The sequence below is a fragment of the Pseudomonas sp. TE24901 genome, assembly GCF_054058375.1.
The window spans coordinates 89789-115027 of record NZ_JBSSAF010000010.1; the positions used below are offsets into that span (position 1 = coordinate 89789).

Consider the following 25239-nt stretch of genomic DNA (forward strand, 5'->3'; position numbering starts at 1 on the left):
CCGCGTACCGATCAGTGCCGAACCCCAGGAACTGGCGGCGGCTCTGGCCGGTGTCTACCTGCCCGAGGACCTGACCCTTTACGAGCACCAAGGGGAATGGTCCCTCGGCGTGGGCAGCATCGCCCACGTGCGCCTCAGCGGCAGCACCGTGCAACTGAGCGTGGCCGGCCGGCGCTGGAGCTGGCCCGCCGACGACATCCCGCTGGCCCTGGAAAAAGCCGCCCAGGCCCTGCCTTTCGAACAGTGGCGCGCCTACGGCACCGCCACCTTTGAACTGGCGCGACGCTTTTACCAACTGGCAGACCTGCCCAGTACCCGCCCGCTGCTGCAGCTGGACATCCCCACCCTGGAGATCCGCCTGCGCGAGGGCTGCGCGCTGATTCGCGCCCTGCAACCGGCCGCCCTCGCCGCTGCGCAAAGCCGCGTGCAGGCCCTGGACGCCGAGTGCGCCCTGGAGCAACCGTTGCCCCGCGCCGCCAAGGTAGACGTCGCCGGGCATGACGCCGCGCGGTATTGCAGCCAGGTCGAAAGCGCCGTGGCGCAGATCGTCCGTGGCGATTACCAGAAGATCATCCTTTCGCGCAAAGTGCCTCTCGACGGCCACGTCGACCTGGTGGCCAGCTACCGCGCCGGGCGCCGCGCCAACACACCGGCGCGCTCGTTCATCCATCATCAGGGCGGGTTCTCCTGTGTGGGCTTCAGCCCGGAAACCGTGGTGGAAGTCAGTGCCGGCGGCGCCGTGAGCACCCAGCCCCTGGCCGGCACGCGCGCGCTGGGCCGTGACGTGGAAGAGGAAGCGCGCCTGCGCCAATCGCTGTACCAGGACCCCAAGGAAATCGCCGAACATGCCGTGTCGGTCAAGCTGGCGTTTGAAGAGCTGCAACCGATCTGCGAGCCACAGGGCCTGGGGGTCAGCGAGTTCATGGGCATCTCGCGGCGAGGCAGCGTGCAGCACCTGAGTTCGCGCCTCAAAGGTCGGCTCAAGCCCGACTGCAATGCCTGGCACGCTTTCGCCGCGCTGTTCCCCGCCGTGACCGCATCGGGCATTCCCAAGCGTGAAGCCATTGCCGCGATTGCCGAGCACGAGGGCCGCAGCCGCGACCTCTACAGCGGTTGCGTGCTGATCGCCGACAGCGACGGCAGCCTCGACGCCGCCCTGGTGTTGCGCAGTGTGTTCGAAGATCAGGGCCAAGCGTGGGTGCAGGCCGGCGCGGGGATTGTCTCGTTGTCGCTGCCCGAACGGGAACTGGAAGAGACCCGCGAAAAACTCGCCAGCATCGCCCCCCATGTGCGCGTGCTGGCCGTTGAAACCCAGCGCGCCGCCGAGGTGCAGCCATGAGCGCGCTGACGGTCGAACACCTGCGCGAACAGATCGGCGCGCTGCTGCACGGTGGCCCGGCGCTGGACGATCAAGCCAACCTGATCGAGCTGGGCCTGGACTCCCTGCACCTGATGCGCCTGGTCAACCAATGGCGCCAGGCCGGCGCCCCAGTGACCTTCGCCGACCTGATCGAACAACCGACCCTCGCCCACTGGCTGCCACGGCTCACGGCCACCCCGCGTAAAGCGGCCAACGCGGCTGTCGTCATCGACCCAGCGGCGCCTTTCGCCCTCACCGACGTGCAACACGCCTACTGGATTGGCCGAGGCGCCGAACAGGTGCTGGGCGGCGTGGGTTGTCACGCCTACCTGGAGCTGGACGGCAACGCCCTCGACCCACAGCAACTGGCCCTTGCCTGGCAAGGGTTGCAGCAATGGCACGGCATGTTGCGCGCGCGGTTTGATGACGAAGGTCGCCAGCAGATCCTCGACGATGGCATGTCCGCGCTGCAGGTTCATGACCTGCGCGGCCTGGCACCGGCGGCTCGTGAACAGGCCTTGCAGGCGACGCGTGACAGCCTGTCTCATCGGCAACTGGCGGTCGAACACGGCGAAGTCGCCGGGCTGCAATTGAGCCTGCTGCCCGATGGCCGTACGCGCCTGCACTTCGACCTCGACCTGCTGGTGGCGGACGTGCACAGCCTGCACCTGATCCTGCGCGACCTGGCCGCGCTGTACCGTGGTGAACGCCTGCCCGAGGCCGGGCGCGATTGGCATTTCGCGCACTACCTGGCCCAACGCCCGGCTCCTAAAGCCAGCGCCGCGCAGTACTGGCAGGCGCGACTGGACCACCTGCCCGCCGGCCCCGCCCTGCCTTTGGCCTGCGAACCCCAGGCCATCGAGCAGGTGCGCTTTACCCGTCGCCAGCAACGCCTCACGCCAGCGGTGTGGCAACGCCTGCGGGAGGCCTCCGCCAAGCGCCAACTCACCCCGGCCATGCTGCTCGCCGGGGCCTTCGCCCAGGTGTTGGGGCGCTGGAGCGAGGTGCCGCACTTCCTGCTCAACCTGCCGCTGTTCGATCGCCAGGGCGACGCGCCGGGGCTGGATCAAGTCGTCGCGGACTTCACCAACCTGCTGTTGCTCGAAGTCGACCTGCGCCAGCCCGGCAGCCTCGCCCAGCAGTTGACGCAGGTGCAGGCGCAGTTCCACCGCGACATGGCCCACGCCGACTATTCCGGCGTGCAGGTGCAACGCGACCTCGCCCAGCGTGGCGCGGGCCAGCGCAGTTTTTCGCCGGTGGTGTTCGCCTGCAACCTCGGCACGCCGCTGTTGGGCCAAGGGGACGCGCAAACCCTCGGCGCCCTCACCCAGATGATTTCCCAGACGCCGCAGGTGTGGCTCGACCACCAGGTCTACGAAGAGGACGGCGCCCTGCTACTGGCGTGGGATGCCCAGGACGCGCTGTTTCCCGAGGGCCTGCTGGACGCCATGTTCGGCGCCTACCTGGACCTGCTCCATAATCTGCAACACGACACTGCTTGGGATGCGCCCGCCCCGCCTCATCTGCCGGTGCACCAGCACCAGGTGCGCCAACAGGTCAACGCCACCGCCACCGCGATTGCTCCACGCACGCTGCATCAAGCGCCGTTTGCCATCAGCGGTGAGCGCCTGGCCCTGATCGATGGCGAGCAGCGCATCAGCTACGCACAGCTGCAACAGGGCGCCCTGCGAATTGCCGCGGCGCTGCTGGAACAGGGTGTACAACCGGGTGAGGCAGTTGGCGTATGCCTGCCCCGTGGCCATCGCGCGGTGCTGGCGTTGTATGGCGTACTCGCGGCGGGCGCATGTTACGTGCCCATCAGCCCGAGCCAGCCCCGGGCCCGTCGTGAACGCATCTGCCAACGTGCCGCCATCGACACGCTGATCGACCCTGCCTGGCTGGATCACGCCCTGGCCTTCGCGCCGCTGCCGGCACCTGTGGCGGTGAGCCCCGACAGCCCGGCCTACGTCATCTTCACCTCCGGCTCCACCGGCGAACCCAAGGGCGTGCAGATCAGCCATCGCGCTGCCTGCAATACCCTGGATGACCTGAACCAACGCTTCTGCATCAATGAGAACGACCGCTTGCTCGCCGTGTCAGCGCTGGATTTCGACCTCTCGGTGTACGACCTGTTTGGCGTGCTGGCCGTGGGCGGCAGCGTGGTGCTGCTGGACGAAGCGCAACGCCGCGACGCCTCGGTGTGGAACCGCCTGATCCAGCAACACCAGGTCACCCTGTGGAACTCGGTGCCGTTGCTGCTGGACATGCTGCTGACCGTGGCCGACACGCTGCCGCTGCGCATGGCGTGGCTGTCCGGCGACTGGATCGGCCTCGACCTGCCTGCACGCCTGCACACAGCGAGCAACGGCGGTTGCCGTTTGATCGCCATGGGCGGCGCCACCGAAGCGGCGATCTGGTCCAACTACCAGCCGGTCGACCTGCCCTTGCCGGCGCACTGGCGCTCGATCCCTTACGGCACGCCGTTGGGCAACCAGCAATATCGCGTGGTCGACAGCCTGGGCCGCGACTGCCCGGATTGGCTGGCAGGCGAGCTTTGGATCGGCGGCGCGGGTGTTGCCGACGGTTACCGAGGTGCGCCGGACCTGAGCGCCGAGCGCTTCGTTGAACACCAGGGCGCACGCTGGTATCGCACCGGTGATCTAGGGCGCTATTGGCCCGATGGCCGCCTGGAGTTCCTCGGCCGCCGCGACCACCAGGTGAAAGTGCGCGGTCACCGTATTGAGCTGGGTGAAATCGAAAATGCCCTGCTCGTGCAACCGCGCATCCGCCAAGCCGTGGCCCTGGCGGTGGGTACGCCGTTGCACCTGCTGGCGGCGGTGGTCCCGACCGAAGGGGCGCTGTGCACCGAGGAACTGCGCCAGGCCCTCAGCACGCAATTGCCCGACTACATGTTGCCCAGCCAATGGCTGCTACTGGACGCGCTGCCCCTGAGTGCCAACGGCAAACTCGACCGCCATGCACTGGTGACACGTGCCGAGCAGGTTCACCCGCAACACGCCAACGCCAACGAAGCGCCATGCGGTGAGCGCGAGCAACAGGTTGCCGCGATCTGGGCCGAGTTGCTGCCCGGTGCCCAGGTGTATCGCCAGAGTGATTTCTTCCGTTTGGGCGGCGACAGCCTGCTCGCCACCCAATGCAGCGCACGCCTGCGCCGTGCCGGCCTGGCCAATGCGCAGAGCCTGCGACAGCTGTTTGCCACGCCGCGCCTGGCGGAGTTCGTGGCGCAGTTGCAAACCCCCGGTGTACAGGCCGAGCAACGCCTGGTGGCCGACCCCGGCCAACGCCATCAACCCTTCCCACTCACCGAAGTGCAGCACGCTTATTGGCGCGGGCAAAGCCAGGGCCTGCCGCTGACGTGCGGCACCACCTACCTGATCGAACTGGACGGCGAAGCGCTGGATATTCCACGCTTTGAACAGGCCTGGGACCGCCTCATTCAGCGCCATGAAATGCTGCGTGCGCAGTTGGTGGGCGATGATCAGCAAGTGATCCTGGCCGAGGTACCGCCGATGCAGGTGCATCGGCACCAGGCGCCTGACGCACACGCCGCCCGCCAGCGTCTGGCCGACTGTTGGGCCTCGCGCCCGCGCCAACGCCATCAGTGGCCGATGTTCGAGGTCCACGCGGTGAGCTACGGCGAGCACGGCTGGCGTGTCGGGCTGTTCTTCGACTACCTGACCCTCGACGGCCTGAGCATCAAGCGCCTGCTGGCGGAACTGGCGCTGCTTTACACCCAGCCGCACACGCAATTGCCTGCGCTGGACCTGTCGTTTCGCGATTACGTGCTGCAGGTCCAACCCGACCCGGCGGGCCTTGCACTCGCCCAGGCCTATTGGCAGGCACGCCTGGACGACCTGCCCGGCCCACCCGCGCTGCCGTTGCACACCGCGCCGCAGCAGTTGGGCGAGGTGCACTTCAGCCGCCGTGAATTCCGCCTGGCCGCGCCGCAGTGGCAAGCCTTGCGCCAACGCGCACGGGAGTCTGGCATCACCGCCTCGGTGCTGTTGCTGAGCGTGTATGCCCAGACCCTGGCGCGCTGGAGCGATGGCCAGCCGCACACCCTCAACCTGACGCTGTTCGACCGCCAGGACCTGCACCCGCAGATTGGCCAGGTGCTGGGGGATTTCACCTCTTTGGCGCCGGTGAGTGTCTACCCGCGCGCCCACGCCAGCTTCCTCAGCGAAGCCCAGGCGGTGCAGGCCCAGGTCGCCGATGTGCTGCAACACGCAGCGTGCTCATCCATCTGGGTGCAGCGCGAACGCGCCCGTCGTGTCGGGCCACAGGCCGCCGCGTTGCCGGTGGTGTTCACCAGCACGCTGGGGCTGGCCGATGACCTGCTGCAAGACCTGCCCGAAGGCTTCCCGGACATCGTCGCTGGCGGCCTGTCGGAAACCCCGCAGGTGTGGCTCGACCACCAGCTTTATGAACATCGCGGCGCGCTGGTGCTGTGTTGGGACGCGGTAGATGCGCTGTTTCCCGAAGGTCTGCTGGACGCCGCCTTTGCCAGCTACACCCAGGCTTTGCTCGGGCTGATCGACGCCGACTGGCAGGCGCCACTGGCCTTGCCACTGCCAGGCAACCAAGCGCAAATACGCGCCCAGGCCAACGCCACTGCCGTCGAGATTGCCCCCCGGACCCTGCTCGACGCGCCCTTCGCCATCGCCTCCCGACGCTTGGCGTTGGTCGACGGCGAGCGCCGCGTCAGCTACGGGCAATTGCGTGAAGGCGCCTTGCGAGTGGCCGCCTGGCTGCAGGCCCAGGGCGTGCAACCCGCAGACGCCATTGGCGTACACCTGCCCCGGGGTGCTGACGCGGTGATCGCCCTGTTCGGCGTATTGGCCGCCGGCGCTTGCTACGTGCCGATGGGCATACGCCAACCGCTGGAGCGCCGCCAACGCATCGAACAGCGCGCAGCGATTCGCCTGACCCTGGATGCCGAACGACTGGCCCTGGCCCTGCACAGCGAAGCATTGCCCACGCCCGTCGCCGTCAGTGTCGACAGCCCGGCCTACGTGATCTTCACCTCCGGCTCCACCGGTGAACCCAAGGGTGTGCAGATCAGCCATCGCGCCGCCTGCAATACCCTGGACGACCTCAATCAGCGCTTCGTCATCGGTGCCGAAGACCGCTTGCTGGCCGTGTCCGCGCTGGATTTCGACCTGTCGGTGTACGACCTCTTCGGCGTGCTGGCGGTGGGCGGCAGCGTGGTGCTGCTGGATGAAGAGCAGCGCCGCGATGCCTCGGCCTGGCAGCGCCTGATCCAGCAACACCAGGTCACCCTGTGGAACTCGGTGCCGATGCTACTGGACATGTTGCTGACCGTCGCCGACACCTTGCCGCTGCGCCAGGCCTGGTTGTCCGGTGATTGGATCGGCCTTGACCTACCGGCGCGCCTGCACGCGGCCAGCCATGGTCGCTGCCAGTTGATCGCCATGGGCGGTGCCACCGAAGCGGCGATCTGGTCCAACTACCAGCCCGTTTGCCTGCCGCTGCCCCGCCACTGGCAATCGATCCCGTACGGCCGCCCGCTGGGCAACCAGTGCTATCGCGTGGTGGACAGCCAAGGGCGCGATTGCCCGGACTGGCTCACCGGCGAGCTATGGATTGGCGGGCGCGGCGTGGCCATGGGGTATCGCGGCGCACCCGAGCTGACGGCCGAGCGCTTTGTCGAGCATGACGGCCAGCGCTGGTACCGCACCGGCGACATGGGTCGCTACTGGCCGGACGGCAGCCTGGAGTTTCTCGGCCGCCGTGACCAGCAGGTGAAAGTGCGCGGCCATCGCATTGAACTGGGGGAAATCGACAACGCTCTGCTCGCCTGCCCGCAGGTGCGCCAGGCGCTCACGGTAACCCTGGGCAACCCGCCAAGCCTGGCCGCCGCCGTGGTGGTCGACGGCGAAGTGTCGCTGGAAGTGCTGCGCCAACAGCTGCGCCAGCGCCTGCCGGACTACATGCTGCCCGCCAGCCTGCACCTGCTCAACGAGCTGCCCTTGAGCGCCAACGGCAAGGCCGACCGCAATGCACTGCGCCACTGCCTGGCGGACATCGCCATTGAGCACAGCGATGCCCCGCAAGGTGCGCAGGAACGGGAAATGGCCGAAGTCTGGAGCGAGGTGCTGCAATGCCCGATCCCCGGGCGCCACAGTGATTTTTTCCTGCTGGGGGGCGACAGCTTGAGCGCCACGCGCCTGGTGGAAACCCTCAAGCGCCGCCACTTGTGCCAGGCCCCGTTGAGCCTGCGCGAACTCTTCGCTCATCCGAGCATCGCCGCCCTGTGCGACTACCTGGGCAGCCCTACCGAACAACACGCCGAGCATTTCGAGGAAGGCACCTTATGAATTCCCCATTGAACCTGTCGCACTTTCTCGCTGAATGCGAAGCCCTGGGTATCCGCCTGTGGGCCGAAGACGGCCAACTGCGGTTTCGCGCACCAGCCGGCGCCTTGGACGACGCCCTCAAACAACGCCTGCGTGAGCACAAGGAACTGCTGTTGCAGTGGTTCAGCCCGCAGCAGGCGGAGGTGGTCGCCGACCCGGCCAACCAGTTCCAACCCTTTGCCCTCACCGATGTGCAAGCCGCCTACCTGGTGGGCCGCAGCGATGCCTACGACTACGGCGGTGTCGGTTGCCACGGCTATGTGGAACTCGATGGCCCGGCCCTCGACCCCAAGCGCCTGGAGCGCGCCTGGCACCAACTGATTCTGCGTCATCCGATGCTGCGTGCGGTGATTGCCCAAGCTGGCCACCAGCAGGTACTGCCCGAGGTGGAACTGCCATCGCTGCACAGCCAGGACCTGCGTGCACTGCCTGCCGATGCCGAGCAACAGGCGCTGCTGGCCACCCGCGAAGACTTGGCCCACCGCGTGTACGCCGCCGACGCCTGGCCGCTGTACGAACTGCGCCTGAGCCAGCGCAACAACGGCAGTCGCCTGCACTTGTCGATTGATTTGCTGGTGGCCGACTTTGTCAGCATCCAGTGCCTGCTGGGGGAGCTGGACCAGCTCTATCACGCTCCCGAGCAGCCACTGCCGGCACTGGAACTGACCTTTCGCGATGCCCTGCTGGCCGAGCGCGCCGCCCTCGACACCCCCGCCGCGCAAGCCCGTCACAGCCGTGACCGCGACTACTGGCTGGCACGCCTGGAGCAATTGCCGCCGGCCCCCGAATTGCCCACTCTGGAACCGGTACAGGGCCAGACGCCGCGTTTCGAACGCCATGCCACCGGCCTCTCCCCTGAGCAGTGGCAACGCTTCTGCACCCACGCCGCGCAACAACGCCTCACGCCCTCGGCCGCCGTGCTCGCCGCCTTCGCCGAGACACTGGGGCGCTGGTCACGCCGACCGGCGTTCAGCCTGAGTGTCACCGTGCTCAAGCGCCCGCCGCTGCACCCCGACATCGACAAGGTGCTGGGCGACTTCACGGCGGTGAACGTGCTGGCGGTACAACCGCCCTCCGACAGTGATTTCCACCAACGCGCCAGTGCTTTGCAGGAACAGCTGTGGCAAGACCTGGAGCATGGCGCCTTCTCCGGCATCGAGGTGCTGCGTGAACGCGCCCGGGTTCACGGGCGCAGCCTGATGCCGGTGGTGTTCACCAGCACCCTGGGCGTGGGCGAAGCGCGCCCATTCATGCGTGGTTCAACCCTGGGCTATGGCATCACCCAGACACCCCAGGTGTGGCTGGACTGCCAGGTCAGCGAAGGCCCGCAAGGCTTGCAAGTGAACTGGGACGTGCGCAGCGGCGTGTTCCCCGAAGGCCTGGTGGAGGCCGCGTTTGCCAGCTTTGAACAGTTTCTGCGCGAGCTTGCCGAACACCCTGCCAGCTGGCAGGCCGTAAGCCCCTCGCAGTTGCCCGCTGCCATGGCCGAACGCCGTTTGCACAGTAATGCTACCGAGGTCTACTGGCCACACGGCTGCCTGCACGACGGGTTTGTCGACAGCCTGCAACGCACGCCGCAGGCCCCGGCACTGATCACCCATGAAGGTACGTTCAGCTACCGCGCCCTGGCCGAACGAGCCAACGCCGTGGCGCAAGCCTTGCATCGTGAAGGCTGCCAGGCGGGTGCCAAGGTCGCCATCGTGCTCGACAAAGGGGTGGACCAAGTGGCCGCTGTACTCGGCACGCTGCTGCGCGGCGCAGTGTATGTGCCCATCGACAGCGGCCAGCCAGAGGCACGCCGTGACGCGATTCTTGAAGACGCGGGCATCCGCTACGTGCTCACCGACACCGCCCAGGCGGAACACCGTATCTGGCCAGAGCATGCCACGTTAATCGCCGTCGAACGCCTGGCGCCATTGCCCTTCGAGCAGTTGCCCCAGGTGAAAACCGACCCGGCCAGCCTCGCCTATGTGATCTACACCTCGGGCACCACCGGGCGCCCCAAGGGCGTGATGATGAGCCACCGCGCCACCTTCAACACCCTGCTCGACATCAACCAACGGGTGGCGTTGAGCGCACAGGACCGTGTGCTCGGCCTGGCCAATCTCGGCTTCGATCTGTCGGTGTACGACCTGTTCGGCAGCTTCCTCGCGGGCGCCACGCTGGTGCTGCCCGACCCGGCTCAACGCAGCGACCCGGCGCACTGGGCCGGCTTGATCAACCTGCATCAGGTCAGCCTGTGGAACTCGGTGCCGGCGCAGATGCAGATGCTTTGCAGCTACCTGGAAGCCGAACCCTATGCCGCCCCCAAATGCCTGCGCGTGGCGCTGTTGTCCGGTGACTGGATCGCCGTCAGCCTGCCGGGTGCGATCAAGGCCCATTGCCCGGGGTTGCGTTTGATCAGCCTCGGCGGTGCCACCGAGGCGGCGATCTGGTCGATTGGCCATGAGATCGACAGCGTCCCCGCCAACGCCCGCAGCATTCCCTACGGAACCCCCTTGGCCAACCAGCAGTTCCATGTGCTGGATGAACAGTTCCAGGACCGCCCGGACGGCGTGGTCGGCGAGTTGTACATCGGCGGCGTGGGCCTGGCGGACGGTTACCTCAACGACCCCGAGCGCACCGACCAGCGTTTTATCCGCCACCCCCACAGTGGCGCACGGCTGTACCGGACCGGCGACTTCGGCCGCTACCGTGCCGACGGGCAAATCGAGTTCCTCGGCCGCGAAGACACCCAGGTCAAGTTGCGCGGCCACCGCATCGAACTCAGCGAGATCGAAAGCCTGCTCAACGAACACCCGGACGTGGCCCACGGCGTGGTGCTGCTCAGCGGTGACAACCCGATGGAGCGCCGCCTGGCCGCGTTCGTCGAGGCGCGCCACCTGAACACCGACAGCAGCGCCGCGCCCCTGGCCGACTGTGCCCTGGCATGTGGCGCCCAGGCCACCGAACAGCTGGACCGCAGCCTGTTCGCCGAATGGGTGGCGATGGCCAACCGTATCGCCCTGCTCGACATCCTCAAGACCCTGCGCGACGCCGGGCTGTTCACCGATGCCAAGGCCCACCACAGCCTGGCCCAGGTGCAGCAGCAATGCCGTGTCGCGCCGGCCCATCAACGCCTGATGCGCCGCTGGCTCAAGGCGTTGGTCAACGAAGGCTGGCTGTTGCACGACGCCGATCAGTACCGCTTGGGCGAGGCACCGGGGGCCGAACAGCGCTCCGTGTGCTGGCAGGCCATGAATGCCTTGGAGCAACGCCTGAACTATGGTGCTGAACTGCTGCGTTACCTGCACGAATCCAGCGAGCGCCTGCCGCAGTTGCTCAGTGGCGAGGTCGACCCGCTGGCGCTGCTGTTCCCCCAGGGCAGCATGGACACCGCGCTGGCGGCCTATAACGAAAACCTGTTGATGCGTTGCATGAACCAGGTGATCTGCGCCAGCGCCCAGCACATTGCCCGTGAACGCGCCACCCTCGGCCTACCGTTGAGAGTGCTGGAAATCGGCGCCGGGGTGGGTGGCACCAGCCGCGATTTGATCCCGGCCCTCGATGGGTTTGCCGTGGATTACCTGTTCACCGACGTCTCGACGTTTTTTATCAACGAAGCACGGGAGCATTTTGCCGACCGACCGTGGGTGCGCTTCGGCCTGTTCGACATCAACAGCGATGCCCTGACCCAGGGGCTGAACGCGGGAAGCTGGGACCTGATCGTCTGCGCCAACGTGCTGCACAACGCCCGCCATGCGCCCACGGTGTTGAATAACCTGCGCGAATTGGCGGCGCCCGGTGGGCACTTGCTGGTGATGGAGGCCACCCGCGAGATCCTTTCGTTGCTGACTTCCATGGAGTTCAAGGAAGGCCTGGACGGCTTCACCGACTTGCGCGCCGGCAGTGACCAGACCTTTATCAGTCGCGCCCAATGGCAGTCGTTGTTCAGCGACGCCGGCGCCGAGCTGGTGGCCGCGTGGCCCCAGGCCCAGGACGTGCTCGATTGCGCGGGCCAGACCACATTTGTCACGCGCTTCCCGGCGCGGCGCGTAGCGCTGGGTGGCGAACAACTGCAGGACTACCTGCACCAGCGCCTGCCCGGCTACATGGTGCCAAGCCAGCTGCAAGTGCTCGAAAGCCTGCCGCTGTCGGCCAATGGCAAGGTCGATCGCGCACGCCTGGCCCAGCGCCTGCAGGCTCAAGGCAGCAGCGTGATGGACAGCGGTGAGGCGCCGCAAACCGATTTGGAACAGCGCATCGCCAAGCTGTGGAGCCAGGCCTTGGGTTGCACCGAGCTGGCCCGGGACCAGGACTTTTTCGCAGCCGGTGGCGACTCGCTGCTGGTGGCGCAGATCGTCGCCAGGATGCGCGAGCAACTGCCGGAAACCTCAGGCTGGGAGTGGGACCGCCTGCTGCGCGAAGTGCTGCGTGAACCCACGGTCAAGGCCATCGCCGCACGCTTGCAGGATGCGCCAGCGCAAGCGTCCACCGGCCAAGCCACTGACGCGTCGTGTTTGAGCGTACTGGCGCCGGCCCGCGACCCGGCGTGCAGCACCGTGCATGTGTTGCTGCACGATGGCAGCGGCACCCTCGCCCCTTACCGCAGCCTGCTCGCCGCCCTGCGCACGGCGCCGCAACGCCAAGGTGCGATCCTGGGCCTGAGCCTGCTGGATGAGGCGGCTTACCTGAAGGTGGACGCCGACCAATTGATCGAGCAGTTGGGCGCACGGTATGCCAGTGAACTGCTGGCCCACGGCAACCTGCGCTTCGAGTTGGTGGGCTATTGCATGGGCGGCCTGCTGGCCACTGAGGTCGCCCGCTGCTTGCTGGAAGCCGGTGCACAGGTGGGTACGGTGAGCATCATCAGCAGCGACCGCTTCCGCTATGAAATCGCCGATGAACTGTTGCTGGAACGCGCCTTCGGCCGCTTGCTCGGCGCCGATATCCAGGCGGCCGGGCATGCGGTCGACGACGCCGGTTTACACAGTGCCCTGGCGCACTTGATCGAGCGCCACGGCCGACAACTCCCGGCCGATTGCCTGCAACAGCTGGATGGTGAATGGGCGCCCATCGCGGCCAGCTACCGCCAGCTCGCCGAGCAACCCAGCGATAGGCGTCTGCAAGCCCTCGCCGCTCAGGTACCGACCCAAGCCGAGCCGATGCCAGCCGAACAAGTGCAGGCGCTGTTCCGCGTGTTCCGCCACAGTCTCAATGCCGTGGCGCGGTATCAGCCGGCGCCGTTTACCGGTGACCTGCGCATCCTGCTCGACGATGAAACCCTGCATTTCCTGCCGGGCCTGCAAGGCGATATGCGCGGCTTCTGGAATGACCTGGCGTTGGGGGACATCAGCTTGCAGACCATCAGCGGCGACCATGTGTCGTGCATGCAGGCGCCCCATGTCAGCCAGCTGTTGCCCGTGCTGCTGGGCGCGCAGGTGCCCCATGTCAGCCAGCTGTTGCCCGTGCTGCTGGGCGCGCAGGTGCCCGCATGAACCGGCGTTTGGTTGGACTGGTCGGCGCCGGAGGGGCCGTGGGCAGTGCGGCGCTGGCTCAGTTGCGGCGGCAGGCGGACGTGCACGTGCGTGCAGGCCAGCGCCGGGCTCAACGCTGGCCTGACGATGTCGAGGGATGGGTGTTGGATGTATTCGACCCGCAGGCACTGGCAGCGTTTTGCAGCGGCTGCCAGGTGGTCCTCAACTGCGCGGGGCCGTCGTGGCAAGTGGGTGACCGCGTGGCCCAAGCCGCCCATGCGGCGGGTGCGGCGTATGTGGATGTCTTTGGCAATGCGGCGTTGCTGACGGCGTTGCAGGGTGCCCGTCAGCCGTCGATCATCGGCGCCGGGGTGTTTCCGGGCCTTACTGCGTTGCTGCCGCGCTGGATGGCGAATCGGGGCTTCGACCGGGTCAGCAGCCTGCACATTCACGCCGGTGGCCGCGAGTATTGCAGCCAGGCCGGCGGTGCCGATGTGTTACTCAGCGCCTTGGGCGGCTTTGGTACGCCGAACGCCCAGTGGGTGGAAGGCCGTGTGCAAACATCGCCAATCGAGCAGCAGGCGCAGCGCCTGGCGGGCTTTCCCGAGGCGGTGTTTTGCAGTGCCTACCTCACCGATGAACTGCAACGCCTGGCCCGCACCCTTGGCGTGCCCCGGGCGAGCTTTCATAACGTGTTCGACCAGGCGCAGATCCCTGCGCTGATCGCTGCGTCATGCCAACGCCTGAGCCAGGACCCGAGCGCCCTGCCCGCTGCGGTGGCGCAACTGGTGCACGCCGCTGAACTGCAATTGCTCGGCCGTCGCCCGTACTACCGGCTGAGCGTGGAACTCAGCGGCTGGCGTGGCGGGCAAGCCGTGCGCCAACGCGCGGTACTCAGCAGCCAGGACAGCTACGGGCTGAGCGCCAGTGTCGCGGTGTGTGCGGCGTTGCAACTGCTGCGCGATCCGTCCTGGCGTGGCGCGCACTGGGCCGGTGACTGCCTGATGCCCGACGACGTGATCACGGCCGTGCAAGCCGACGCTGCGTGCCAGGCCCTGAGCATTGTCAACCTGGCGGCGCAGACGACCACGGCCGAAGAGGAAGGCGTGTTATGAGCACGGTATTAAAGGTGATTGTGTGCGGCACCACCTTCGGCAACGTCTACCTGCAAGGGCTTGCGCGATTGCCGGCGCACTACCACGTGGTGGGCATCCTGGGGCGCGGCAGCGTAGCGTCCGAGGCCTGTGCCCGGCGCTGGAAGGTGCCGTTGTACCGCAGTGTCGAGGAACTGCCCGAGGTGGACCTGGCCTGCGTGGCCGTGCGTTCGGCGATGGTCGGCGGCCATGGCACCGAGCTGGCCAAGGCATTGCTGGCCCGAGGCATCAACGTGGTCCAGGAGCACCCGGTGCATCACGACGAAGTGGTCGACTGCCTGCGCCTGGCCCGTCAGCACGGCGTGCTGTACCGGCTCAATCCGTTCTACAGCGACCTGGCGCCCGTGCGGTGTTTTATCGACGCGGCGCGCCATGTGCTGAGCCTGCGTGAAGCCGAATACATCGACGCCGCCTGCAGTGTGCACGTGCTGTTCCCGCTGGTGGAGATGCTCGGCCAGGCCCTCGGAGGCCTGCGCCCCTGGGCCTTCAACCTGCACGCCGAGGCCGTGGGGCCGTTCATGAGCATCAGCGGCGAACTGGCTGGAATCCCCCTGCATCTGCGGGTGCAGAACCAGATGCACCCCGGCGACCCGGACAACCACACCCAGTTGCTGCACCGCATTGTGCTGGGCACCCGTGGCGGCACGTTGAGCCTGACCGACACCCACGCCAGCGTGCTGTGGAGCCCCCGCGCCCACGTGCATCGCAATGCCCAGGGCGTGCTGGAAATGGACGGCGACGCCCCCGCCCTGGACCTGGCGGTGAGCAGCCTGATCGGTCATCCGCAGCCACCGACCTTGCGCGAGGTGTTCAGCGACCTGTGGCCCGACAGCATCGCCCAGGCGTTGCTGCGGGTACACGCGGCGATTGGCGAGCCCAACGACTCGGCCCTGGCGCAGTTCCACCTCAGTTGCTGCAAGGCCTGGCAGCAACTGGGCACCGTGCTGGGCCCCGCCCAAGCCATCCACCCCGAGCCCCCGGTGCCCCTGGCCATGCAGGCCTGGGTTGCCCCAACGAGGAACCTGCCCCGTGCTCAATGAAATCCTGCATTTGCAACAGCATCAGCAACGCTGGGTGCGCCGTTTCGAACCGCGCCCCCTGGCCCGCCAGCGCCTGTTCTGCCTGGCCCATGCCGGCGGCGGCGCACGTTTTTTTGCCGATTGGGCGCGCCTGCTGCCGCCGAGTATTGAAGTGATCGCCGTGCAATTGCCCGGGCGCGAAGAGCGCATCAATGAGCCGTTGATCCCGCACATGCATGCGCTGGTGAATGCCCTGATGGCGGCCTTGCCCGCATGGCTCGACCGCCCTTATGCGCTGTTCGGCCACAGCATGGGCGCGGCGGTGGCCCATGAGTTGTGCCTGGCCTTGCAACGCCAGGCGCTGAGGCTGCCGACCTGCTTGATGGTGTCAGGCCGCGAAGGCCCTGAACGTCATCACGGCGGCAGCCTGCACCTGGCAGACGATGCGCGATTGCTGGCAGACATTGCTGCCCTGGGTGGCAGCCCCAAGGCCTTGCAAACGTCGCCGGAACTGCAGGCCATGGCCTTGCCGATCTTGCGCAATGACTACCAGTTGATCGAGACGTACCGGCCCGCCCCCGAGCGTGCGCGCTTGAACGTGCCCATCGAGGTGCTGGTGGGGCGTGATGATCGGGAACTGAACCCTGGGGATGCCGAGGCCTGGGCGCAGGAAACCCGTGAAGGCCTGCAGGTGCACCGCTTTGAAGGCGGGCATTTTTACCTGGTGCCGCAGCGTGAGGCGGTGTTGCGTTGTGTCAGCCGGTGCCTGGGGGTGAGTCACTCCCAGGCCCTTGAAATGCCTTAGGCGTCGTCGAGCCCCAGCCCACGGGTGCTGCGCCGTACATGCCAGAGCATGCCGAGCGCAGCACTCAGGGCCAGCAAGCCGACGCCCAGGCCACTGGCGTAGCCCCAGCTGGCCGCCACGCCGATGGCCACCGACGACACCAGGATATCGCCGAGGGTCTGCAAGCCCTGGAACACCGAACAGTCCGTGCCCGGCTGTTCGCCCAACTGTGCAAAGCGCATCGCCAGGGTGTAGGACGCCACACTGGTGACACCAATGCCCAGCCCGCCCAGTACTGTCGCCACGCTCACATACCCCATGCCCGACAGGCCCGGTTGCAGCACCAAACCCAGCCACAGCACACCGGCCGAACCGACCATCGCCAGGCCCGTCAGCAAGGTGCTCCAGCGCGAGTAATGACGCAGCAACAACCCGGCCACACCACAGCCGACGATGATGGTGAGCAACTGCCCGACACCGGCCAGCACCCCCACATCACTCACCGACCAGCCATCATCGAGCAGGATCAATTTGGCCAGACCGAAGAACGTCGAGCCGCCAAGAGTCACCAGCATCACCAAGGCCGTCAGGCGCCCGGAAAACCGACGCTTGAAGAAGCGCCGCAGGCTGGCTTTGTCTGCCGCCGCCAATGCAGCGGGCTCCTGCCAGAACAGCACCGGCAGGCTGCACAGCAGCACCACAGCCGCCAACAAGGTAAAGACCAGCGGTGCGCTGAAGTGATCGAACAGCAGCATCGTGCCCGGCCCGCCGAGCAGCATGCCGACCATGAAACCCGCCACCTGGAAGGTGTTGACCCGCCCCAGGCTGGCGCTCGGCAAACGCTCGGCAGCCAGGCCATCGACGGCGATGTCCTGGGTGGCACTGAACAGCGAGAGCAAGGCAATCAGGCCAAGCAGCAGGCCCATGTTTGGTACGTCGAAGGGCACCAATGCCATGGCTGCCAGGGTCAGCACCGAGCCTGCCTGCAACGGCAGAATCCAGCTGCGACGCCGCCCCAGGCGCGGGCTCCAGCGGTTTTCCACGGCAGCGGCCCAGAACAGCTTGGCCACCCACGGCAGGCTCGCCAACGGGGTCAGCGCCACCAGGTCGAGGGAGGCGCCCATGTTGCGCAACAGCGTGGGGTACGCCTGGAACGCCAGCCCCACCGGCAAGCCCTGAGCCAGGTACAGACCGGCCACCACCAGCACAATTCGCCAATCCCGCGTCACCGCTGCACGCGGGCTGGCGGGGGAAGTCTCGACAACCGATTGCATGTGTTCACCCTGCCCCAAACGCTGAAAAAGCCCATCTAACGGGATCCGTCAAAAGGGCGCCGCCCGTAACCCGCAACGGCCCCCCGAATCGGGATTAACTGCGCTTGCGCAATACCGCTGCGGGGATCAGCGCATCGCCCAAAGGCTCAAGGACAAACCCTGCGGCGCCGGCCTCTTCGGCGACCTGTTCGAGGCCGAAGGTGTGCCAGTGATGGTCGGCCTGGAACTGGCGCAACACCTGCTCGCCTGCACGCACCTGGTAGTCGAGGGTCCAGTGCATCAGGTCGCCGCCGGCGGGCTCACCCTGCAGGGCGACGTGGTAGGTGTGCTCGCCGATGGCCGCGTTGGCCACCTGCATCAGCGGCACCGTTTGCGGGGCCTTGAGCATCATCACGTCGACGATGACGAGGCCGCGCTCATCCAGGCGTTCGGCCAGTTGCTGCCAGAGGTGCTGGCGCTGCGCTGTATCGAGGTAACCAATGGTGCCGCAGATGACCGCTGCGGCCAGGCGTGGCGGCAAGGTGACCTGCTCGAGGGTGCCGGCCAACACGGTGACGCGCTGGCGCAAATCGCTGCTGCGCATGATTCGCCCCACCAGCGCCGCGCGCATGGCGGCCGAAGGTTCCACCGCAAGAATGCGCGCGTTGGGCAAGGCCTCGGCGATCACCTGCACACATGGCCCGGTGCCGGCGCCGACATCCAGAATCATCCCGTTGGGGTCCACTTCCTGCAGCGCCCGGGCGATAGGCCCGCCGCGTTGCAACCACTGCTGCTCGCACAGCACATCGTAGAATTCGGCAGATAACGCATACGGATCGGCGGTGGTCATGAAGGCATTCCCAATGGCTGATGAACGAGGCGTGATGATAACCACTCTCAACACCAATTCAACCGCGGGAATGCAAAGGGCATTTTTTATGCAGCCACAAAATGCAGATTACTGATACACAGTAAAAATCATCATTCTGGATTTTAATAATTAGGTTAGAACCAATCGGCATTTTACAGGCCCTGCCGCTGCCCCTACTTTGAAGGCGAATAACCGACCCCTTGCCCGGTGGAGGTGACCACCACGCACTGAACAAGGACAGACCATGAGCATCGAATTCATCGGCTACATCGGCGGCCACCACGCTTCCGAAATCCACCCGCGCAGCGGCCCGACCCTGCAACCGGACTACGTCGAAACCGTGGCCCGCGCCCACGAGGAAGCCGGCTTCGACCGCGCCCTGGTGGCGTTCCATTCCAACAGCCCGGACAGCACGCTGATCGCCTCCCACGCGGCGAGCGTGACAAGCAAGCTCAAGTTCCTGATCGCCCACCGCCCGGGTTTTGCCCAGCCCACCCTCGCCGCCCGCCAGTTCAACACGCTGGATGTGTTCAACGGTGGGCGCACCGCCGTGCACATCATCACCGGCGGCGACGACCGTGAATTGCGTGCCGATGGCAGCCATATCGGCAAGGACGAGCGCTATGCGCGCACCGACGAATACCTGAGCGTGGTGCGCCAGGAATGGACCAGCGAGCAACCGTTCGATTTCGACGGCACTTACTACCAGGTCGAAGGCGCGCACTCCACGGTGAAGTCGCCGCAACAGCCGCATATCCCGCTGTACTTCGGTGGGTCTTCGGCGGCCGCGATTGCGGTGGCGGGCAAGCATGCTGACGTGTATGCGCTGTGGGGTGAAACCTATGAGCAAGTGCGCGAAATCGTGACCCAGGTGCGCGCCGAGGCGGCCAAGCATGGGCGCACGATTCGCTTCAGTCTGTCACTGCGACCGATCCTCGCCGAAACCGAAGAACTGGCGTGGGCGCGTGCCGACAGCATCCTGCAACAGGCCACTGCGCTGGCGGAAAAAAATGGCTTTGTGCGGCGCGAACCACCGAATGAAGGTTCACGCCGACTGCTCGCGGCAGCGGCGCAAGGCACCCGGTTGGACAAGCGCCTGTGGACCGGTATCGCCGGGCTGCTCGGGGCGCAGGGTAACTCCACCTCCCTGGTGGGCACCGCCGAACAGGTGGCTGAAGCGCTGGTGGATTACTACGACCTGGGGATCACCACGTTCCTGATCCGTGGCTTCGACCCGCTCAATGACGCGATCGACTACGGCAAGCGCCTGATCCCCCTCACCCGCCAGTTGATTGCTGAGCGCGAACAGGCCAAACAGGTGGCTTAACAAGATCACCACCCAACCAAATGTGGGAGCCCGCTCCCACATTTTTTAGATCTTCATTGGGCTCAAGATCAGTTTTTGTAGTCCGTATCAGTACGCTCCAACTGCCGGATCAGCGCATTCCAATGCCGCGCCACACCCGGTCCATCGCCGGCCTTGAACACTTCGGCCTGCTTCTCGACCTTGGCCACCACCTCGGCTGGCGGGAAGATCAACTCCGCATTCCCCGCCGCCTGCGCCGCGATCTGGATGTTGCACGCGCGCTCCAGCCCTTGCAGCTGCTGGAAGGCATGTTCGACGCTGACACCCGCGGTCAACAGGCCGTGGTTGCGCAGGATCATCACGCTTTTGTCACCCAGGTCTGCGACCAGCCGCTCACGTTCGTCCAGGTCCAACGCTACGCCTTCGTATCCGTGGTAGGCCACGCGCCCGGAGAAGCCGATGGAATGCTGGGAGATGGGCAACAGACCGTCCTTCTGCGCCGACACCGCAATGCCGTCGCGGGTATGGGTGTGCAGCACCGCTTGCAGGTCATGGCGCGCGCCGTGGATGGCGCTGTGGATCACGTAGCCGGCGTAGTTGATACCCAGGCCAGTGGGGTCGTCGACAATCGTGCCGTCGAGGTCGACCTTGACCAGGTTGGAGGCGCTGATTTCATCGAACAACAAGCCGAAGGCGTTGATCAGGAAATGCTCCTCCGGGCCCGGCACGCGGGCAGAGAAGTGGGTGTAGATGTGGTCGGTCCATTTGTACAAGGCCGCCAGGCGATAAGCGGCGGCCAGTTTGACACGCACTTCCCATTCTTCCGGGGTGACGCGTTGGCGAACGTTGTTGGAAACGCTGGAAATCGAGGTGACGCTGCTCATGGCAAAACTTCCTGGATGGCCTTAAGGACTTCCAGGCAAGCCTACGGGGTGCAAAAAAATAATAAAAAGCACATTTTAATCTAAGCTAATTATTATTTTTTTTCATAACCACAACAGCGTCAAGCAGCCTGTAGGAGCCCGGCTTGCCGGCTCCTACAAGGGATGGCGAGAGGTCAGGCGGCGTTGCGGACCTTGTGCAGCGAATCCGCCACCAGCTTGCCGAAGGCGTCCACCGGCCCTTGCAGGTTGCCGAGGAAGTGCGGGTAGATCAGCCACAGGTCCATTACCGGTTTGAAGTCCTTGAGGGGCATCACCGCCAGTTGCTCGCGGTGGGCACTGCGTTCCAGCAGCGGGCGCGGTACCAGGCCAAGGCCCAGGCCGTCGGCCACCAGCCCCAGTTGCAGTTCGGTGCCGAAGGTTTCCAGGTTGACCCGCAGCGCCAGGCCCTGGTCCGACAAGGTGCGCTGCAACCCGGCGCGGAAACCACAGCCATCAGGGTTGAGGATCCAGCCGTTCTGGTACACGTCGGCCAGCTTGCAGGGCTTTTTCGGCAGTTGGGATTTGGCGCAGACCACCACCAGTTCCATCTTGCCGATGGACTCGCCGACGATGTTGTCCGGGAAGATCTTGCCTGCCGGGAACAAGGCCGCCGCTGCGTCCAATTCGCCACGTTCGATCTTGCCGACCAACTGGCTGCCCCAGCCGGTGGCGACCTGGGCGCGCAGGTCGGGGTATTCGGTGCGCAGGTGCTTGAGCGCATCGAGCAGCACCACATCGCCGATGGTCTGCGGCACGCCCAGGCGCAGCAGGCCGGTGGGCGGCGCGTCAGTCGCGACCAGCTCACGCAGGGCATCCATTTCGCGCAGGATCAGCCGGCATTGTTCATACACCCGGGTGCCAATCAGCGTAGGCTTGAGGGGCTTGGTGTTGCGGTCGAACAGCTCCACCCCCAGCGCCTGCTCGAAGTTCTGCACGCGGCGGGTGATGGCCGGCTGGGTCAGTTGCAGCGACTCGGCGGCGTGGCTGATGGACTGGCAACGAATCACTTCGACAAAGGCATCGATATCGTCAATTTTCATTTGGGCCGCACATAGAGAACAGTCATTAAGATGTGTGCGAAGCATAGTTGTCGGAACACGGTCTGGATAGCCCACCGACCTATCGATAACGTCTAACACTATTCAGACCGGTTCTAAATTACCTACAGCTATAAGCTAATCATTAAAAAATAGCATATTAACTATAAACATTATGCTTAGATAAACCCATCATCACCGACCACACGATGGAGTTGTCATGACCCAGGCCAAGCACCCCGAGAGACTGAGAGCCTTCATAGGCGCCCTGGCTGAATTGATCGACGGCAACCCACGCGAAGGCGACCTGTTGCACCGTGGCGGCAAGCTCCTGGCGCAGCTGGTCAGCCATGACGATTGGCTCCCCGACGAATTCGCGCAACCCGACCCCGAACGCTACCAGCAATTTCTGTTGCACGCCGATTCACGGCAGCGCTTCAGCATCGTCAGCTTTGTATGGGGGCCCGGGCAAAGCACACCGATTCATGATCACCGGGTGTGGGGGCTGATCGGAATGTTGCGCGGCGCTGAATTCTCCCAGGGTTTTGAACGCGCCCCCGACGGCAGCCTGGTTGCCGAAGGCAAGCCCATCCAGTTGGTGCCGGGCCAGGTGGAAGCGGTGTCGCCCAAGGTCGGCGACATTCACCAGGTGAGCAATGCCCACAGCGACCAGGTGTCCATCAGCATCCACGTCTACGGCGCCAATATCGGTGCCGTGCGCCGCGCGGTGTACCAGCCCGACGGCAGCGAGAAACTGTTTATCTCCGGTTATTCCAACGCCTTCCTCCCGAACATCTGGGATTTGTCCAAAGAAAAGAGCCCTGCCCTATGACCACCGTATCGACCCGCAGCTTCGCGCAGATTCGCCAGGCCCTGCTGGACCATGAAGAAGTCGCCCTGGTGGACGTGCGCGAAGAAGCGCCGTTTGCCGAAGCCCACCCGCTGTTTGCCGCGAACATCCCGCTGTCCAAGCTGGAGCTGGAGGTGTATTCGCGCATTCCACGGCGTGATACCCAGGTCACTGTCTACGACAATGGCGAAGGCTTGGCCGCCCGTGCCGCCGAGCGTCTGGTTGCGCTGGGCTACACCCAGGTCAGCCTGCTGGAAGGTGGCCTGGAGGGTTGGCGCAAGGCCGGTGGCGAACTGTTCATCGACGTGAACGTGCCGAGCAAAGCCTTCGGTGAATTGGTTGAGAGCGAACGCCACACGCCCTCCCTCGCCGCCGAAGAAGTGCAAGCCCTGCTCGACAGCCAGGCCGACGTGGTGGTGCTCGACGCCCGCCGCTTCGACGAATACCAGACCATGAGCATTCCCACCGGCATCAGCGTGCCCGGTGCCGAACTGGTACTGCGCGCCCGTGAACTGGCGCCCGACCCGGCCACCCGCATCATCGTCAACTGCGCCGGGCGCACCCGCAGCATCATCGGCACACAATCGCTGATCAACGCCGGCGTGGCCAACCCGGTGTCGGCCCTGCGCAACGGCACCATCGGCTGGACCCTCGCCGGGCAGAAACTCGCCCATGGCCAGTCGCGCCGTTTTGCGCCGACCTCGGAAGAACACCGCCAGATCGCCGCCAAGGAGGCACGCCACGTGGCCGACAAAGCCCGGGTCGGCCGCGCCACCCTGGCCGACCTGCAACGCTGGCAGCAGGAAGCGACCCGCACCACCTACCTGTTCGATGTGCGCACCCCGGAAGAATTCGAAGCCGGCCACCTGCCGGGTTCACGCTCGACACCGGGCGGCCAATTGGTGCAGGAAACCGACCATGTGGCCAGCGTGCGCGGCGCACGCCTGGTCCTGGCGGATGACGATGGCGTGCGCGCCAATATGTCGGCCTCGTGGCTCGCCCAACTGGGCTGGGAAGTGCATGTGCTGGATGACCTGCAGCCTGAGCATTTCAGCGAGACCGGTGCATGGGTCGCACCAGTGCCCGCGCCGGCCCAGGCTGAAGTGATCAGCCCCCACACCCTGGTGGACTGGCTGGCCCATGGCGACACCGCCGTGCTGGATTTCACCCCCAGCGTCAATTACGTCAAGCGCCATATCCCCGGGGCCTACTGGGCCTTGCGCGCGCAGTTGACGCAAGCCCTGGCAAAGGTGCCGCCCGCCGAGCGTTATGTGCTGACCTGCGGCAGCAGCCAACTGGCGCGCCTGGCCGTGGCAGACGTCGAAGCCCTCACCGGCAAGCCGGTGTTCCTGCTGCAAGGCGGCACCACCCAGTGGATCGCCGAAAAGCTGCCGCTGGAAGAAGGCGAGACCCGCCTGGCTTCACCGCGCATCGACCGTTACCGCCGCCCGTACGAAGGCACCGACAACCCCAAGGAAGCCATGCAGGCATACCTGGATTGGGAGTTCGGCCTGGTCGCGCAACTGGCCCGCGACGGCACCCACGGTTTCTACGTGATCTGACCGTCAACTTGTAGTGAGCGGGCTTGCCCCGCGCGGCGGTGTGTCAGGTGTGTATCAGGTGCCTGGGAGACCGCGGCGCGGGGCGAGCCCGCTCACTACAGGCCGCACTCAAAATCATGCAAAACAGGAATAATTAAATAAATCATAATCAGATATTTTAATGATTAACTTATAACCAAAAAGAACTTCACAGGGAGTTTTTATGGGCATAACGTTAAGTCCTCACCGACCCCTTCTCCAGGCGGAGGTAGCCAAACCCTTTTTCGAGCTACCTGGAGCCTGCATCCCATGGTCTTTACCACCCCCTTCAAACGCCTGCTCCTGGGCACCGCCCTGGCCCTCGGCCTGATCAGCACCGCACACGCCGCCGACCTGCAACCGCTGCGGGTGGCCAATCAGAAATCCACCATCAAGGCACTGCTGGAAGTCTCCGGCGAGACGAAAAATGTGCCTTACGACATCCAATGGTCGGAGTTCCCTTCCGCCTCGCCCTTGGGTGAAGCCCTGAATGCCGGCGCCGTAGATGTCGGCGCCCTGGGCGACGCACCCTATGTGTTCGCACTCGGCGCGGGCGCCTCGCTCAAGGTGGTCAGCATCATCCACGCCGAAGGGCGCAACACCACTGCCCTGCTGGTGCCAGAAAACTCGCCGATCAAGACCGTGGCTGACCTGAAGGGCAAGAAGATCGTCACCGGGCGCGGTTCCATCGGCCATTATCTGGCGATCAAGGCCCTGGCCAGCGCCGGCCTGACCACCAAGGACGTGCAATTCATCTTCCTGCTGCCCAGCGAGTCACGCCTGGTGCTAGACAACGGCACCGTCGACGCCTGGGCCACCTGGGACCCCTACACCACCGTCGTCACCTCCCAAAGCCACGCCCGTGTACTGATCAGCGGCAACAAGCTGTTGAGCAACCACTTGTACTTCGCGGCCACCAGCCAGGCGATTGCCGACAAGCGCGTGCAACTGGATGACTTCGTGGCGCGGGTCGACCGGGCCTATGCCTGGGCCAACGTGCACCCCGACGAGTACGCCGCCGCCCAAGCCAAGATCACCGGCCTGCCCCTGGCCGTGCACCTGGAGGTGGCCAAGGACACTCACCTGAGCCCGGTGGCGATTGACGACAGCGTGATCAGCGGCCTGCAAGCCACGGCTGACACCTACCAACAGGAAGGCCTGCTGCCCAAGCACATCGACGTGTCGCAGGGTTTCGACAAGAGCTTTAACGCCAAGCGTGTCCCACTTTCCCAAGCCTCGCGCTGAAAC

13 protein-coding genes and 1 pseudogene are annotated in these 25239 nt (G+C 65.6%); 10 read left to right on the forward strand and 4 right to left on the reverse strand.

Annotation, left to right across the window (positions count from 1 at the left end):
• Window positions 1-34: 34 nt before the first annotated feature.
• The 6 genes and pseudogenes from ACVWVP_RS20545 to ACVWVP_RS20570 form a co-directional block, all read left to right on the forward strand.
• Window positions 35-1339 (forward strand): annotated as a pseudogene (locus ACVWVP_RS20545) (salicylate synthase); the annotation flags it as partial.
• On the forward strand, window positions 1336-7719 hold the full coding sequence (locus ACVWVP_RS20550; RefSeq protein ID WP_457407719.1) for an amino acid adenylation domain-containing protein: 6384 nt from the start codon (window positions 1336-1338) through the stop codon (window positions 7717-7719). The pseudogene ACVWVP_RS20545 and the gene ACVWVP_RS20550, both read left to right, overlap by 4 nt.
• Entirely contained in the window at window positions 7716-13235 is a 5520-nt protein-coding gene (locus ACVWVP_RS20555) for an amino acid adenylation domain-containing protein (RefSeq protein WP_457407720.1), read from the forward strand. The genes ACVWVP_RS20550 and ACVWVP_RS20555 overlap by 4 nt, the downstream gene beginning before the upstream one ends.
• A complete protein-coding gene (locus ACVWVP_RS20560; RefSeq protein WP_457407722.1) occupies window positions 13232-14329 on the forward strand; it encodes a saccharopine dehydrogenase NADP-binding domain-containing protein in 1098 nt (365 codons plus the stop codon). The genes ACVWVP_RS20555 and ACVWVP_RS20560 overlap by 4 nt, the downstream gene beginning before the upstream one ends.
• The gene (locus ACVWVP_RS20565) at window positions 14326-15408 is read left to right on the forward strand and encodes a Gfo/Idh/MocA family oxidoreductase (RefSeq protein WP_457407724.1); all 1083 of its coding nucleotides are present in this window, start codon (window positions 14326-14328) and stop codon (window positions 15406-15408) included. The genes ACVWVP_RS20560 and ACVWVP_RS20565 overlap by 4 nt, the downstream gene beginning before the upstream one ends.
• On the forward strand, window positions 15398-16192 hold the full coding sequence (locus ACVWVP_RS20570; protein ID WP_457407725.1) for a thioesterase II family protein: 795 nt from the start codon (window positions 15398-15400) through the stop codon (window positions 16190-16192). The genes ACVWVP_RS20565 and ACVWVP_RS20570 overlap by 11 nt, the downstream gene beginning before the upstream one ends.
• Here ACVWVP_RS20570 and ACVWVP_RS20575 read toward each other — a convergent pair.
• Together ACVWVP_RS20575 and ACVWVP_RS20580 are read right to left on the reverse strand one after the other, a co-directional pair.
• Window positions 16189-17445, reverse strand: coding sequence for an MFS transporter (locus ACVWVP_RS20575; RefSeq protein WP_457407726.1), 1257 nt, complete (start codon window positions 17443-17445; stop codon window positions 16189-16191). The genes ACVWVP_RS20570 and ACVWVP_RS20575 overlap by 4 nt on opposite strands.
• A 94-nt stretch (window positions 17446-17539) precedes the next feature.
• Window positions 17540-18274, reverse strand: coding sequence for a class I SAM-dependent methyltransferase (locus ACVWVP_RS20580; RefSeq protein ID WP_457407728.1), 735 nt, complete (start codon window positions 18272-18274; stop codon window positions 17540-17542).
• Between the two features lie 265 nt (window positions 18275-18539).
• Between ACVWVP_RS20580 and ACVWVP_RS20585 the strand changes: the two genes are divergently transcribed.
• On the forward strand, window positions 18540-19622 hold the full coding sequence (locus ACVWVP_RS20585) for an LLM class flavin-dependent oxidoreductase (protein WP_176995617.1): 1083 nt from the start codon (window positions 18540-18542) through the stop codon (window positions 19620-19622).
• Between the two features lie 68 nt (window positions 19623-19690).
• On the opposite strand, the gene ACVWVP_RS20590 is transcribed toward ACVWVP_RS20585, so the two are convergent.
• Both ACVWVP_RS20590 and ACVWVP_RS20595 read right to left on the reverse strand, forming a co-directional pair.
• Complete coding sequence (locus ACVWVP_RS20590) at window positions 19691-20485, reverse strand: class II aldolase/adducin family protein (protein WP_176995616.1); 795 nt, start codon at window positions 20483-20485, stop codon at window positions 19691-19693.
• A 173-nt stretch (window positions 20486-20658) separates the two neighbouring features.
• Entirely contained in the window at window positions 20659-21564 is a 906-nt protein-coding gene (locus tag ACVWVP_RS20595; protein ID WP_178922499.1) for a LysR family transcriptional regulator, read from the reverse strand.
• A 217-nt stretch (window positions 21565-21781) separates the two neighbouring features.
• On the opposite strand from ACVWVP_RS20595, the gene ACVWVP_RS20600 reads away from it, so the two are divergent.
• The 3 genes from ACVWVP_RS20600 (at window position 21782) to ACVWVP_RS20610 (ending at window position 25236) form a co-directional block, all read left to right on the forward strand.
• Window positions 21782-22393 carry a cysteine dioxygenase family protein gene (locus tag ACVWVP_RS20600; RefSeq protein WP_178922500.1) on the forward strand — a complete coding sequence of 204 codons (612 nt, stop codon included), beginning with the start codon at window positions 21782-21784 and terminating at the stop codon, window positions 22391-22393.
• Window positions 22390-23973, forward strand: a complete 1584-nt coding sequence (locus ACVWVP_RS20605; protein ID WP_457407730.1) for a rhodanese-related sulfurtransferase — start codon at window positions 22390-22392, stop codon at window positions 23971-23973. The genes ACVWVP_RS20600 and ACVWVP_RS20605 overlap by 4 nt, the downstream gene beginning before the upstream one ends.
• Before the next feature lie 288 nt (window positions 23974-24261).
• Complete coding sequence (locus ACVWVP_RS20610) at window positions 24262-25236, forward strand: ABC transporter substrate-binding protein (protein ID WP_259174866.1); 975 nt, start codon at window positions 24262-24264, stop codon at window positions 25234-25236.
• Window positions 25237-25239 lie beyond the last annotated feature (3 nt).

What these genes read in the sequence shown, in the direction of transcription:
- ACVWVP_RS20605 (WP_457407730.1), top strand. Translation starts at nt 22,390, where the DNA reads ATGACCACCGTATCGACCCGCAGCTTCGCGCAGATTCGCCAGGCCCTG.
- ACVWVP_RS20555 (WP_457407720.1), top strand. Translation starts at nt 7,716, where the DNA reads ATGAATTCCCCATTGAACCTGTCGCACTTTCTCGCTGAATGCGAAGCC.
- ACVWVP_RS20610 (WP_259174866.1), top strand. Translation starts at nt 24,262, where the DNA reads ATGGTCTTTACCACCCCCTTCAAACGCCTGCTCCTGGGCACCGCCCTG.
- ACVWVP_RS20565 (WP_457407724.1), top strand. Translation starts at nt 14,326, where the DNA reads ATGAGCACGGTATTAAAGGTGATTGTGTGCGGCACCACCTTCGGCAAC.
- ACVWVP_RS20585 (WP_176995617.1), top strand. Translation starts at nt 18,540, where the DNA reads ATGAGCATCGAATTCATCGGCTACATCGGCGGCCACCACGCTTCCGAA.
- ACVWVP_RS20550 (WP_457407719.1), top strand. Translation starts at nt 1,336, where the DNA reads ATGAGCGCGCTGACGGTCGAACACCTGCGCGAACAGATCGGCGCGCTG.
- ACVWVP_RS20560 (WP_457407722.1), top strand. Translation starts at nt 13,232, where the DNA reads ATGAACCGGCGTTTGGTTGGACTGGTCGGCGCCGGAGGGGCCGTGGGC.
- ACVWVP_RS20595 (WP_178922499.1), bottom strand. Translation starts at nt 21,564, where the DNA reads ATGAAAATTGACGATATCGATGCCTTTGTCGAAGTGATTCGTTGCCAG.
- ACVWVP_RS20575 (WP_457407726.1), bottom strand. Translation starts at nt 17,445, where the DNA reads ATGCAATCGGTTGTCGAGACTTCCCCCGCCAGCCCGCGTGCAGCGGTG.
- ACVWVP_RS20580 (WP_457407728.1), bottom strand. Translation starts at nt 18,274, where the DNA reads ATGACCACCGCCGATCCGTATGCGTTATCTGCCGAATTCTACGATGTG.
- ACVWVP_RS20590 (WP_176995616.1), bottom strand. Translation starts at nt 20,485, where the DNA reads ATGAGCAGCGTCACCTCGATTTCCAGCGTTTCCAACAACGTTCGCCAA.
- ACVWVP_RS20600 (WP_178922500.1), top strand. Translation starts at nt 21,782, where the DNA reads ATGACCCAGGCCAAGCACCCCGAGAGACTGAGAGCCTTCATAGGCGCC.